Here is a 13,258-nt window from a genome sequence, read left to right on the forward strand (position 1 = left end):
TGAGCCAAGTTCGACGGCGACGCCCTCGGGTGCCGCCGTCGGCGTGCCCGCACAATGACAGAATGATTCGGTGGCTGCACCTCATTCATTGATCTCCCTGCTGGGCCGGACGCCGGACCCTGAGCAGTTGCGCCATGTCCATACCATTCCCGCCAGGAAGGCCGTCAACGAGCCGTGGCCGGGCTGGGTCCACCCCGACGTCGTGGGGGCATACGAGGCCTTGGGGATCCGCGAACCGTACCGGCACCAGGTCCAGGCCGCCGACCTCGCCCACTCCGGACAGCACGTGGTCATCGCCACTGGAACGGCATCCGGAAAGTCGCTCGCCTACCAACTGCCGGCTTTGGACGCGATACACCGTTCCGAGTTGCGAGTCCTGGCCGACCCCGGGAAGATCCACGACGACGGTGCCGTCACCCTGTACTTGTCCCCCACCAAGGGACTGGCGGCCGACCAGCTCGCGGCGATCCGCTCGCTGAAGCTGCCCACCGTAAGGGCAGAGACCTACGACGGGGACACCGACGTTGCGTCGCGCCGTTGGATCCGTGATCACGCGAACTTCATCCTGGCCAACCCGGACATGCTGCACTTCGGAATCCTGCCCAACCACACTTGGTGGGCCAAGTTTTTCCGGAGGCTGCGCTACGTGATTGTGGACGAGGCCCACAGCTACCGCGGTGTCTTCGGCTCCCATGTGGCCAACCTGATGCGGCGCCTCCGGCGGATCTGCGCCTACTACGGTGCAGGAAACACGTTCCCCGAGCCGGTGTTCATTGCCGCGTCTGCCACTGCCTCCGACCCCGGCGTTTCTTTTGGCCGGCTCATCGGCGCCCCTGTCAGGGAGGTTTCCGAGGACTGCTCGCCCCACGGTTCCACCACAGTTGCCTTTTGGGAGCCGGCGCTCACGGACGTCAAGGGTGAGAACGGGGCCAAACAGCGGCGGACCGCCGTAGCCGAAACAGCGGACATTCTGGCGAACCTCGTGTCCTCGCGCGTGCGCACCATCGCATTCATCAAGTCGCGCCGCGGAGCCGAGTCCATTGCCTCCATCACCAAAAGACTCCTCGACGAGGTGGACCCCAGCCTGCCGGGGCGGGTTGCTGCCTATAGATCCGGGTACCTGCCCGAAGAGCGCCGGGCCTTGGAGCAAGCCCTGAGGTCCGGTCAGTTGCTGGGCGTTTCCAGTACCTCGGCCTTGGAACTGGGCATCGATATTTCGGGGCTGGATGCGGTGCTGGTGGCTGGATGGCCGGGCACCCGGGCTTCGCTTTTCCAACAGATTGGTAGGGCCGGGCGGGCAGGACAGGATGCCATCGCCGCTTTCGTGGCCAGCGACGACCCCTTGGACACGTACCTGGTGAACCATCCCGAGGCCATCTTTGACGTCTCTGTGGAAGCCACCGTCTTTGATCCCGGCAATCCGTACGTTCTTGGTCCCCATTTGTGTGCCGCGGCCGCTGAGTTGCCGATCGGGCCGGCCGAGCTCGATCTGTTTGGCCCCACCTCCGGGGGGCTGCTGGACCGTCTTGTGGTCCAGGGATACCTCCGCAAACGGCCTGCGGGTTGGTTCTGGACCCATCCGGAGAGTGCTGCCGGAATGGTGAATCTCCGGGCGGACGGAGGCGGTCCGGTGAGTATCGTTGATGCCGAAACAGGATCGCTCCTGGGGACCATGGATTCGCCGCAAACCCACTATCAGGCCCACACGGGTGCGATCTACGTCCACCAAGGTGAAAGCTACCTGGTGGAGGACCTCAACGAAGCCGACCACTGCGTCATGGTGCGCCGGGTCAACCCCGACTTCTACACCACGGCGCGCGACGTGACCCAGATTGAGGTCCTCGAAACGTCGCGCTCGGTCCAGTGGGGCGACATCACCGTGCATTTCGGCGACGTCAAAGTGACCACGCAAGTTGTCTCCTTCCAACGCAAGGCCCTGATTTCCAACGAGATCCTCGGTGAAGAACCCTTGGAATTGGGCGCCCGTGACCTGTTTACCAAGGCCGTCTGGTTTGTGGTGGATAACCGCTCTCTTCATGGGGCAGGTCTGGTGGAAGCCGAGTTCCCGGGGGCGCTTCATGCGGCCGAACACGCCGCCATTGGGCTTCTTCCCTTGGTTGCCTCCAGTGACCGCTGGGACATCGGCGGCGTCTCCACTGCCCTCCATGCCGACACCGGTGTGCCCACGATTTTCGTCTACGACGGTCATCCAGGTGGCGCCGGGTTCGCTGAGCGGGGCTTTGAAAAGGCCAAGATCTGGTTGACTGCAACCAAAGAAGCCATCCAGGCCTGTGAGTGTGACAGCGGCTGCCCGTCCTGCGTCCAGTCCCCCAAATGCGGTAACAAGAACAACCCGCTGGACAAGGCAGCCGCCATCACGCTGCTGGGTGTGTTGCTGAAGGACGCCATCTAGGCCCCTCCCGGTCAACCCTGCGAACACCGGCGCCTACGGAGGTGGCCCTGCCCGCGCCCGTCCCCTAGCGACTCCCCAGTCGAAAGGATGAGCCAACTCGGTAGCCACGTCAGCTACGTTCCCTCCGGTTACGGTGCAGGATGTGACTGTTGCATCGTGCCGCGCCGCTACTTCGGAGGCCACCGCACACGGTTCCCCTGAAGTGAGGCCCCTGGCAGCATCGGCGGCGGCGAGCGCAGCCAGGTCCGCAGCGGACGCAGCCCTGGACGCCATCACCCCTGCCTGGGCCAGGACCAGGACGCCCACGAGCAAGGCCATCACCACTGCACCCAGTGTCAGCGCGAGAACTGTTCCCGCCCCGCGCTCAGGAGGGACAACAGGTAGTGAAAGCGGGTTCATGGGATGCCTGCCCCTGAACCAGCTGGTTCGGCACCAGCCCCCGAACCCGTTGACTCTGCGCGGGCGGAGGCCGACGCTGTCAACGTCCAGGGGATCAGCGATCCCACGGCTCCGCCTACCCGGGCCGAGGCTGTCACCGTGAGCCACCCGGAGTCGTCGGTGACAGAGGAACTGACGCCGTCACCGGCAAGCCGCCTCACAATTCCTTCCACGGCACCACCTGTCTCGCCCCGCGCGGAGGCCCGGGCTCCTGCCGTAGCAGCTTCCTCCAGCCGCAGTTGTGTGATCCCCGCAGCACCGCCTGCCAGCAGGAAGGCCAAGAGCAAGACCACGGCCGGCAAGGCAACGGCGAACTCCGCAGTCACGGCGCCCGACTCCTCCCCTCCCTCCTTCCGGCTGGATGATGGTCCGGCCTTCTGGCCGGATGTTGGTCCGGCACAGGCGGCAGATGACCTCCCGCCGGCAGGCAGTACGTGCGTCATGGCAAGGACAGGGCCGTGCGAATCAAGTTGAGCAGGAAGCCGCGGACTTCTTTCGCTCCGAAGGAGGACCACCAATAGCCCTGCGAGCCCCACTGCGGCGAGGGTAGCGATGGCATACTCGGCCGTGGCCATACCGCTCTCCGAGCCAGGACGCATTTCCCGTGTCCGGCGACGTTCATGGCTCCTCCACAGGCTCCTCCGATGATGCCGCCCTGGTCGCCTCCGCAGTGTGCCCTGATCCCGGATTTCCCCTGGGTCCCGCAGGGCCAGCGCACCGTGTGACGTGGTGAGCTGAAGGTCCGCACCAGTGGCCCGGAAGCCCGCGTCTCCGAAGCCGGAATCCGTGAATTCTTCGAGTTCAAACTGCTCGATTCCAAAGGTCCTCATTCCTTGCTTCCCGCTAACGGCGGCTCGATCCATCGAGGCTCGATCCTGGCCAGCAGCACGGCGGCCCTGGCGGCGGCCGGATTCGGCCTTGAAGAGTGTTCTCACTGTGGGTTCCTTTCAAAAAAAGCCAGCGGGTCCGCCGACTGATTCGACTCTTCCGTGGCTCGGTGCTGCCTGTAAGAAGGGGAATCCTCCAAGTGGATAACCCCTCACGATCAGCAGGATGTGGAGGGAGAGTGGGCGCTATTCGCAGCCCACTCTGTGCCGATCATCATGTCTGTGCCGACCATCGTGGACAGGTCATCCGACGGGAAGCATGGCGATCAAGACAGGCACGATCCCCAGGCATATGAAGGCCGGCAGTGAGCACAGGCCCAGAGGTACTACCAGTTTCACGCCCAAGGCAGCGGCTCGCTTCTCCGCAGCCCGGAACTGTTCGCGCCGTTCCCTGGCCGCTTGTGCGTAGAGGATCGATGCCGAGGGGGCGCCGGTTAGGGCTGCGAAAGCCAGTGCATCCTTGAGACGGACCACCTCGGGCGCGTGCTGGGTGTGGGTCCGCCACGCCGTCTCCCAATCCGCGCCGATGGCCAGCGCGGCCACAACTGGCCTGAGCGACCGCTTGATGGGTGGTGATGCACACGCGGAGATGAGTTCCAGTGCCCTCCCGATTCCAGCTCCGGCGTCGAGCATTGACGCCACCAGTTCCAGCATCATCGCGGTGTCTCGGAGACCGTCGGACGGACCTTTCGGATCAGGAGGATCCGTTGGGGCTGGCCCTTCCCCGGCAGCATTCCGCGTTCGGAGGTCCAGAGTACCGGCCGGACCACGGCGGGAGGAGCGCGTCAGTGACGTGGCGTCGGCATTCCGGATCAACACGCGCGTCCTGGCCCGCGTCGGCCCGGTGAACCACACGAAAGCCGCCAAACCCAGGACGACGATGATCACCAGCACCAGCGCCCCGGGCATCGCACACTCCCGGCTGCGGAGGCCACCAGCCGTGAGGACCACACGCGGCTGGCCACGGTAAGGAGGAGACCGGTTGCGAATGTGGCAACTCCCATGACGTTGTCCAGCAGGATTCCCAACGGCTCCACGCCCAACGCCATCCCCAGCACCAGCCCGAACACCGGAAGCCAGGACAACAGCTTGACTGTGGCTTTTGGTCCGGCGAGCGCGGTTTGCCGTGCGGCCTCTGCGTCTTCTTCGGCTTCCAACTGGGCGGCAAAACGGGTAAGGAGGTCAGCAAGCGGGCAACCGCTGGTTTCTGCCACCTCCAAGCACGCCGCCAGTTCCATCCAGACACGTCGTTCAGAGCTTCCACGCCGGGGATATATCCGGGCGGCAGTATCCCGGATGGCTTCAGCCGCAGAATTTCCCAAGCTGGATGCTGCCCTGGCTGCGGCCACAACCAGCAGCGACTCCTGGCTGAGTGCGGCAGTCGCCGGTTCTGTCTCTGTGTCCGGGCCGCCATCTTTGATCAGCCGTGAGCCATGGACCATCCAGAGTTCCTCCCACAGCCGGGACGTTCCCCGCCCACCACGCAGCAAGGCCGCCAACTGTTGTACCAGCACCACAAGCGGCAAGGGCTCAGTTCGCTTTCGCCGCCAGGGGTGACGAAAGCTCACACCCGAACGGGCACGGAGGGCGGCACCAGTCCCTCCTCCAGACTTTCCCAAACTTTTCCGTACACGTCGGCCATCAACACAACGGCCCCGGAAGTGCTGCCAGGCCGCGAGTCCTGCAACCAGGACGAACGCGCCGATCATAGTGCGTCCACTGACCACGTCTCAGCTGATGTACCCGGCGCCCCACCAAAGCCGGACCAGTCGAAACCGGCGGGCAACGCCGGACCAAGCCGTCGGGCAAGGGCAGGCCACGCGGGCCCACACGTCATTCCTGTCGGATGCCAGCGGAGGGCGGAGACCACCTTCTGGCCTTCGGAAGTGTCAGTCAGTACCCCTATGGAAGCCACCTTCCGTCCAGTGGAGGTCCGGTCCACGTGAATGACGACGTCCAGGGCACTGGAAACCTGCAGCCGAACGGCCTCAGCGTTCAACCCCGCCAGCGCACCGAGGGCCACCAGCCGCGCAGGCACGGCCTCTGCCGCGTTGGCATGGATGGTGCCGCCGCCGCCTGTATGCCCGGTGTTGAGGGCCGTCAGCAGTTCACGGACTTCAGCCCCGCGGCATTCTCCGACGATCAGCCGGTCCGGCCGCATGCGCAGTGCCTGGCGGACCAGTTCGCCCAGATCCAGCGCACCACCGCCCTCGAGGTTTCCGTGCCGGGATTCAAGCGTCACTACGTGGGGATGGACGGGGTTGAGTTCGGCGGCATCCTCGATCAGGACCAGCCGCTCCGTTGGGAGGCTCAGGCCGAGCAGGGCGGACAGCAGGGTGGTCTTCCCCGAGCCGGTAGCGCCGCTGATCAGAAAACTCAGTCTTTGGCTCATGATGGCCCTCAGAACCCACTCACATTGCTCGGAGAACATACCGCTTTGCCTCAATTCCGGCAGGGTAAATACGTTCTCGCGGCGGATACGGATGGAAAGAAGGGTTCCGGTGGTGGATATCGGTGAGAGGACCGCGTGCACCCGGTAACCGCCGTTGAGGCGCACGTCTACACAGGGCGACCCATCATCCAACCGACGGCCACCGGCCGACACCAGCCGGGAGGCCAGGGACCTGATCTGTTGCTCGGTGTCGAAGTGCACCGATGACCTTTCCAGCCCCTGTCCACGGTCCAGCCAGACGGAGTTGGGGCCGTTGACGAAAATGTCTGTCACCGCCGGATCCTGGGCCAACTGTTGGAGTGGGCCCAGCCCGTTCAGCTCGGCGTTGATGGACTCGGCGGCTTCCAAGGCGCCGGCAGTGCCGAGCAGCCTGCCACTTGCCTGAACCGCCGCTGCCACTGTGGACGGCGTGACTGGTCCGTTGCCGGCCAGCACAGACTCCCGCACGGTTTCAAGGAGCAGGGAATCAAGTTTCCGGCCCTGCCTGCGTCGCGTTCCCTCGAACGGGTTCACTGGATACCACCGTCGAATCCCAGGACGGACAAGGCGAAACGGTTGACCGGCCTGCGTCGACCGAATTCAAGGATCCGACCCAACTCGGTACCGGCTGCCACGCCCCTCACCTCGGGGAGGACGCCCAACAGTGGCAGTCCCAGTGACTCGGCTATGAGGCCGGCATCCACGGAGGAAGCACTGCTGCCACGGACCACCAACCCTGCGTCGATGGGCGGGAGCTCGTTCAAGATGCGCCCTGCCGCTACTGCGGATTTGAGGTGGGCCTTGGCGAGCAGGACCATTCTGTCGCAGTCCCACGCAAGGTTCCGCACTCCCTCTCCGCTCCGCCCTATGTCCACAAGGATGAGTTCAAAGCTGCGGCGTGCGGCGTCCATCACCGCGGCTACTGCACGCGTGTCCGGGCTGTGGATCGCGTCCCGTGTCCCGGGCCACGACAAGTAAGCGAAACCTCCCGCGAAGGGCAAGGAATCCCGGAACTGCGCGGGATCTATGCTGCCGCGGGTTTCGGAGAAGTCGGGCCACCGGAGTCCGGGGATGTCCTCGGCTGTAACAGCCAGTTCAAGGCCGCCGCCCCAAGGATCGCCGTCGATGAGCATAGTGCTTACTCCGTGATCGGCGGCCGCTTGGGCCAGCCAGATGGCCGTAGTGGTTGCCCCCGCGCCACCACTGCCGCCGATGATACCCATGACCATGCCCCCGGGGTCGGGTGACCCGGACATGCTGAGGTGTTCAGCGAGCCAAGCCGCAGCCTCGGGAAGAACGGCAACCCGTTCAGCCCCCAGGGCAGCGGCCAGCTCCCAAAGTCCGTCCCCGTCGGAAGCCCTGCCAAGCAACACTGTGGGCGAGCGACGCCGGGGGGGCAACTCCCGGACATCGCTGCCCACCAATACAACATCGGCACTGTCCCAACCCTGAACACCTTCGGTCACATCGGTGGCTGTCGCGAGGCTTCCACCAGCGGCTGCAACAATCCGTTTGGCCTCTTCCTGCAGGTAGGGGTCTGCGGAGACGAGCAATATGCCGGCAGTCTCGTGGGGGACCCAGGTTCCGTCCATATCCGGATCAAGTGGCTGGTTGTTGTTGGGTTGCCTATGCCGGCGATCTCGCTTGCTCATGGATCCACCATGGTGGACCTGGCGGAACACCATAAGGGGCTGAAGCCCGTATGTGCACAACGTGCAATGGAACCACCTGGCCTGACACCGACTGTGGAGGAACAGTGCCACGGCATCACCGCACACAGGGCAGAATGGAGACCATGTATTTGCTGCTTGCCGCCCACCCGGAAGGCGCAGCCATACAAAGGATCTCTCCCACCGGAAAAGCCACGGCTGACGCACGCGTCGTCACCCGCGGTGAGCTTCCCGGCGTCGTGCGTGAATTCGAAGCCCAGCGGCCCCGCTGGGTGTGGCATCGCGCCACGGACTGGTATCCGGAACTCCTGACCCACGGCGTTGAGCTGGAGCGGTGCCACGACCTGTCGCTGTGCGGGGCAATCCTGGCGCACTCGGAGTTCACGGCACACACGGACTACGCGCGGCACGCGGTCAAGCTCACCCAGGATGATGACTCCGGGCCGCCACGCGCCCTCCAGCCCCCGCCGCCTCCAGCGGACCAAGGCGCCCTGTTCGAGGACCTGTCGCCGTCCAACCCCAAAGCAGGGCTGGCCGAACTCAGGGAGGAGTTCTCAGCCCAACAGCATGCTGTCGCCCAGGTCACCACGGACGAGCAGCGAAAGCAACGCCTCCAACTTCTGCTCGCCGCCGAATCAGCCTGCGCCATCATCGCTGTTGAGATGCAACACGCCGGTGTCCCGTGGCGCGAAGAGCTGCATCAACAGATCCTCGCCGATGTTCTGGGGCCTAGGCCGCCCATGGGACACCGGCCTCCGGCCCTTGAAGCACTCTGCGCAGAACTCCGGCACATTCTCAAATCCCCCACCTTGAATCCGGACTCGCCGCAGGACCTCATGCGCGCCCTGCACCGGAACGGGATCGAGGTGAAGAGCACGCGCCAATGGGAACTCCAGGAATCGAAGCACCCGGCCATCCAGCCCTTGCTTGCCTACAAGAAACTCTCCCGCCTCCACACGGCCAACGGCTGGGCATGGCTGGATGCGTGGGTGCGGGATGGACGGTTCCACCCCGAATACGTCGTGGGCGGCGTGGTGTCCGGCCGCTGGGCCTCGCGGGGCGGCGGAGCCTTGCAGATCCCGCGCAATATCCGCGGCGCGGTCCATGCCAATCCCGGCCACAAGCTCATCGTCGCGGATGCTTCGCAACTGGAACCCCGCGTCTTGGTTGCATTGGCCCAGGACACGAAAATGGCCGAGGCCGCCCGCGACAAGGATCTCTACGCCGGCATCGCCGCGCAGGGTTTCGGCGGTGACCGGGCGAAGGCCAAGATCGCACTGCTGGGTGCTATCTACGGTGCCACCACCGGTGAATCGGGCAGGCTTATGCCCCAGCTGACGCGCACCTATCCGCGTGCCGTCGGGTTCGTGGAGCAGGCGGCCCGCGAGGGCGAAGGCGGCAGAACGGTGACAACACGGCTCGGCCGAAGCAGTCCACCGCCGTCGGCAGGCTGGCTGCGAAGCCAGCAATCCACCACTGCGGAAGAACAGCGACGCGCGGATAACCTGGCCCGCTCCCGTGGCCGGTTCACCCGCAACTTCGTAGTCCAGGGCTCGGCTGCTGAATGGGCGGCATGCTGGCTCGCTGAATTACGACGGCGGTTGCGGGCCATGCGTGCCGAAGGCTCACCTTCCGGAGAGCTGGTCTTCTTCCTGCACGACGAAGTGATGGTTCACGCCCCGGACGACGCGGTGGAAGCCTGTATCCAAGCCATCGAAGAGGCAGCCGCCGCGGCCAAGGAGCTCATGTTCGGACGTATCCCGGTCGAATTCCCGGTGAGTGTCGCCGTCGTCGAATCCTACGACAAGGCGAAGTAGCGGCACAGTACCCACAACCTCGTGGACTATCCAGTCATATCTCGCCATATGAGGCCCAATGACCGGTACCGCCAAGTAACTTTTGTTCTCCCTCGGTTCTGGCTACTTTCACTATGTGGATACATCGCTGGTCCACGTATGTGTGCAAGGAAGCATAAGGGGGAGCATCAATGGCTGGCAGGTTCGAAATTCTTATGGAAAACGACGAAACGTACCGGTTTCGCCTGACCGCGGCCGACGGAACCGTCGTGGCCGAATCACCCACGTTCAGACACCTTGAGGATGTCATTGCAGGCATCAACGCCGTCCGCGAAAATGCTGCGACCGGACTGGTAGTGGACCGTTCGGCAACGGCCCGCAAGGCCGCCTGACACACTGCCGGCGTTACAGGAGATCGACGTCGCGGAGTTTTTCCGTGTCCCAGGGAACAGTCCAGCCGAGTTCATCAAAGAGCCCGCTCAGGACCATGCCTGTAAAGCCCCAGACCAGTACGCCGTTCACGGTGAAGCCGGGGCTGGTGTAAGTGCGTCCGAAACGGGAAATGGTGGCCGTGACCCGGTTGACTGGATCCAGGAGGTCGCGCACCGGCACCCTGAATACCTGCGCGGATTCGGCGTAGTCGACTACCCGGACCGGCGACGGCGCGTCCCACCAGCCCAGCACCGGTGTCACACGGAAATTACTGCGGATCAGTCCAAGCTCTGGGATGGTGCCGAGAACGCGGACACCGCTGGCGTCCAGCCCGGTTTCTTCCACGGCTTCCCGCAACGCCGCAGCCACCACCGACTCATCCTCCGGGTCCACCATGCCGCCGGGGAAGGCTACCTGCCCTGGATGGTCGTCGAGGGTGTGTGCCCGCTCCAGCAACAGGACGTCGAGGTCGGCCGGGGCTATGGGGCGCCCGGACTCAGCCGGCACGTCATCCAACACGCCAAAAAGCATGAGTACAGCAGCGGGCCGGTTGGTCTCCGGGATGACGGGAAGCCTCTCCCACAGGGCAGAGTGCTGCTGTTCGCCTGCTTCGAAGCGGGTCACCAGCGCCGACAATTCCTCTAGCGCGGTCACCCGGGCCTCCTTTGCGATTCCATACGGATTTCCGCGGCGCGGTGGGTCTCCGCCAAAAGCTGCTCCAGCAGTGCCTCATTGCCCGGGGCGAGCTCGTACTTCAGGAGCTTGGCTGCTTTGACCGGATCAGTCTCGCCGTCTCCGTAGCTGGGACAGAGACTGGCCACCGGGCAGGCACCGCATGCAGGTTTCCTGGCATGGCAGACCCTTCTACCGTGGAAGACCACCCGATGCGACAACATGGTCCAATCCTTGGGTTCGAACAGTTCCGCGACGTCGAACTCAATCTTCACGGGATCATCCGAGGCCGTCCATCCGAAGCGCCGTGCCAGTCGTCCGAAGTGCGTGTCCACGGTGATCCCGGGGACTCCAAAGGCATTTCCGAGGACCACGTTGGCCGTTTTCCGTCCGACGCCAGGCAGCGTCACCAGGTCCTCCAGCCTGCCCGGGACCTCGCCGTCGTACTCATCCACCAGCCTGTTGCTCAGTGCCAGGACGTTCCGCGCTTTTGCCCGGAAGAAGCCGGTGGGCTGAAGGATGGTCTCCAGTTCCACGGGATCAGCCTCCGCCATGGCCCGCGCATCCGGGTACCGGGCAAACAGGATCTTGGTGACCTGGTTGACCAACACATCGGTGGTCTGGGCTGACAGGACCGTGGCAACCACCAGTTCAAACGGGTTGCGGAAATCCAGCTCCGCATGCGCGTACGGATACTTTTCCGCCAGGACCCGGTTGATCTTGCGGGCCCGTCGTTTGAGTGCGAGCAGCGAACCAGCTTCAGCGATGGCCACGGGATCCCTGCTTAGCCGCGTTCGATGTTGCTGAGCTCCCGAAGAACCCCAACCTTGCCGTCGGTGTCCTGCACCAGGAATTCATGGCCCCGGTCCTCCAGCGCGAGCACCCAGCCACCGGGTTCGATGGTGAAGGCAGGAGCTCCCGAGCGTTCGTCGTACGCGGTCCTGGGCTGGGCCACAGCAAACCAGAATGCCTCATAGTGCGGGGAATCGGATTCTTCCGGACGGCTGGCCGGGTCCACGGTGGCACCGATCGAGTCGCTGACTCTCCGGGTGTCGCCGGAAACGATGGGAGTGGCCATGGTGGCAGCCCACGGTTGCTGGGCGGCAGGCTGCTGCGCTGCTGGTTGCGTGGCGTGCTGGGTAGTGGCAGGCTCAGCGGCCGCCGGGGACTCACCAGCTTCCGTCCCTGCCTCAGCACCCTTCTCAACCTCCTGCGCCGGAGTGGGCGCGGAAGACGGAGCATCCGATGCTGGGCTCGTTGCCGAACCAGCTGCTGAGGGGCTGCCCACGTCTGGCTTACTTTCAGTTGAAGGACGGCCGGCGGAAGACTGGCCTACCGCAGTGCTGCCTGTTGAGGTCACGTCCGCTGAATGCACGACGGCGGGAGCCTCCGTCGCGGCCGACGGTGCGGCTCCGTAGCTGGCTGGTGGAGCGAACGGGCTGGAACCAGCGGCACCAGGACCTCCTGCAGCCGCCGTGGAGGCTGCGGGTTCCTTGGGCGCTTTGGGTGCTGCGGGCTTGCGGCTCGGCACAGCGGCTTCTCGGGCAACAACGTGGGCCGGCGATTCGGTGCGACCCTTGAAATCAGCCGACAGCCACGGAAGGTGCGGAGCAAGGACGGTCGCGGCCAGGAGGCCCACAGAGCCGATCAGGCCCAGTAGGACCCCGCCGTTGAAGGAGTTGGCGATGGTCAGGAAGAAGAGCGGGAAAGCGAATGACGCCGTGACGGACGCGAACTGGTCGACTGAAAGCGAACCTACGCGAACGATGGTTCCCGGCTGCAATCTGCGGGCAACGAAAAGTGCCACCACAACCAACGGCAGAATGATGCCCAGCAGCAGGAAGAACAGGTTTCCAAGGTTCCAGAGGTTGTAACGCTCTCCGAACATGGGCAGCAGGGACGCGACGAACATCAGCAGCGTGGAGCCGAAGACCGTCAGGTCACGGATGGTGAACGGCCCTGCGACGGCGTCGTACTTGGTGGCGCCGTTCTTGGCAGCGTCGTTCTTGGCGGCGTCAGGGTTCCCAGCAGCGTTGCCACCTGGTGTGGTGGCCGTTCCAGCCGTGGTGTCCGGTCCCGTCTGGGGTGAGTCGTGCGGGCCTGGGCTCAGCTGGTTCATCTATTTCTCCTTCGTACGGCGGCGTCTTGGGCAGTCCGGACAGGTGACCCCCGCAGGATTCCGCGGAAAACCGGCCACGCTCGAGGTGCGTCCCAAGACTTCTTCAGCCTATGCCACCCCACTGACAGGGTTCTAGCTGAAAACGGCCATCCGGCTTCGCCCACAGCAAACTCCAAGGTCCCTTACAGATAGTGACCGGCTTCGGCAGCGCATACTACGGCAGGAGGGGGCCGCCGTCGTGCGTCATGTAAACGGTTCCCGGCCGCCGGTGCCGCCATTCGTCGCTAAATTTGCGCCGCTCACTGGCGCGTTTGTGACGACGCACACGTAGGACCTTTCAAAGCGATAGTGTTGATGGCGGACAGCACTCTGCGGACCTTTCGGGGAGACGTTCGACGCC

The 13,258-nt window shown here is 64.5% G+C and carries 12 protein-coding genes and 1 pseudogene; 3 read left to right on the forward strand and 10 right to left on the reverse strand.

The window, feature by feature from the left end:
* The first annotated feature begins 70 nt into the window (after positions 1-70).
* Positions 71-2,413, forward strand: a complete 2,343-nt coding sequence (locus QEH68_RS16820; RefSeq protein WP_280623483.1) for a DEAD/DEAH box helicase — start codon at positions 71-73, stop codon at positions 2,411-2,413.
* 33 nt (positions 2,414-2,446) lie between these two features.
* Here the strand turns inward: QEH68_RS16820 and QEH68_RS16825 are convergent, their stop codons facing one another.
* The 7 genes and pseudogenes from QEH68_RS16825 to ssd form a co-directional block, all read right to left on the reverse strand.
* Positions 2,447-2,812 carry an Rv3654c family TadE-like protein gene (locus tag QEH68_RS16825; RefSeq protein WP_280623484.1) on the reverse strand — a complete coding sequence of 122 codons (366 nt, stop codon included), beginning with the start codon at positions 2,810-2,812 and terminating at the stop codon, positions 2,447-2,449.
* Positions 2,809-3,177: a TadE family type IV pilus minor pilin gene (locus tag QEH68_RS16830; RefSeq protein ID WP_280623485.1), complete on the reverse strand. Its 369-nt coding sequence runs from the start codon at positions 3,175-3,177 to the stop codon at positions 2,809-2,811. Before QEH68_RS16830 ends, QEH68_RS16825 begins: the two co-directional genes overlap by 4 nt.
* A 113-nt stretch (positions 3,178-3,290) precedes the next feature.
* A pseudogene (locus QEH68_RS16835) lies at positions 3,291-3,462 on the reverse strand (DUF4244 domain-containing protein); the annotation flags it as partial.
* A 519-nt stretch (positions 3,463-3,981) separates the two neighbouring features.
* A complete protein-coding gene (locus QEH68_RS16840; protein ID WP_280623486.1) occupies positions 3,982-4,647 on the reverse strand; it encodes a type II secretion system F family protein in 666 nt (221 codons plus the stop codon).
* Positions 4,623-5,255: a hypothetical protein gene (locus QEH68_RS16845; RefSeq protein WP_280628032.1), complete on the reverse strand. Its 633-nt coding sequence runs from the start codon at positions 5,253-5,255 to the stop codon at positions 4,623-4,625. The genes QEH68_RS16840 and QEH68_RS16845 overlap by 25 nt, the downstream gene beginning before the upstream one ends.
* 188 nt (positions 5,256-5,443) lie before the next feature.
* A complete protein-coding gene (locus tag QEH68_RS16850; RefSeq protein WP_280623487.1) occupies positions 5,444-6,703 on the reverse strand; it encodes a TadA family conjugal transfer-associated ATPase in 1,260 nt (419 codons plus the stop codon).
* Positions 6,700-7,821: a septum site-determining protein Ssd gene (ssd, locus tag QEH68_RS16855; protein WP_348537379.1), complete on the reverse strand. Its 1,122-nt coding sequence runs from the start codon at positions 7,819-7,821 to the stop codon at positions 6,700-6,702. Before ssd ends, QEH68_RS16850 begins: the two co-directional genes overlap by 4 nt.
* 143 nt (positions 7,822-7,964) lie before the next feature.
* Between ssd and QEH68_RS16860 the strand changes: the two genes are divergently transcribed.
* Both QEH68_RS16860 and QEH68_RS16865 read left to right on the forward strand, forming a co-directional pair.
* Positions 7,965-9,656 carry a bifunctional 3'-5' exonuclease/DNA polymerase gene (locus QEH68_RS16860; RefSeq protein WP_280623488.1) on the forward strand — a complete coding sequence of 564 codons (1,692 nt, stop codon included), beginning with the start codon at positions 7,965-7,967 and terminating at the stop codon, positions 9,654-9,656.
* Positions 9,657-9,826: 170 nt separating this feature from the next.
* Positions 9,827-10,027, forward strand: coding sequence for a DUF1508 domain-containing protein (locus tag QEH68_RS16865; protein WP_280623489.1), 201 nt, complete (start codon positions 9,827-9,829; stop codon positions 10,025-10,027).
* Positions 10,028-10,040: 13 nt separating this feature from the next.
* Here QEH68_RS16865 and QEH68_RS16870 read toward each other — a convergent pair whose 3' ends face one another.
* From QEH68_RS16870 to QEH68_RS16880, 3 genes are read right to left on the reverse strand one after another with little or no spacing between them, the layout of a single operon-like run.
* On the reverse strand, positions 10,041-10,721 hold the full coding sequence (locus QEH68_RS16870; protein ID WP_207594564.1) for a CoA pyrophosphatase: 681 nt from the start codon (positions 10,719-10,721) through the stop codon (positions 10,041-10,043).
* Positions 10,718-11,512 carry an endonuclease III gene (gene nth, locus QEH68_RS16875; protein ID WP_207594566.1) on the reverse strand — a complete coding sequence of 265 codons (795 nt, stop codon included), beginning with the start codon at positions 11,510-11,512 and terminating at the stop codon, positions 10,718-10,720. The genes QEH68_RS16870 and nth overlap by 4 nt, the downstream gene beginning before the upstream one ends.
* A gap of 11 nt (positions 11,513-11,523) precedes the next feature.
* The gene (locus QEH68_RS16880; protein ID WP_280623490.1) at positions 11,524-12,858 is read right to left on the reverse strand and encodes a hypothetical protein; all 1,335 of its coding nucleotides are present in this window, start codon (positions 12,856-12,858) and stop codon (positions 11,524-11,526) included.
* Positions 12,859-13,258: the final 400 nt, after the last annotated feature.

It is taken from the genome of Paenarthrobacter sp. OM7 (genome assembly GCF_029873575.1).
Classification (GTDB): domain Bacteria; phylum Actinomycetota; class Actinomycetes; order Actinomycetales; family Micrococcaceae; genus Arthrobacter.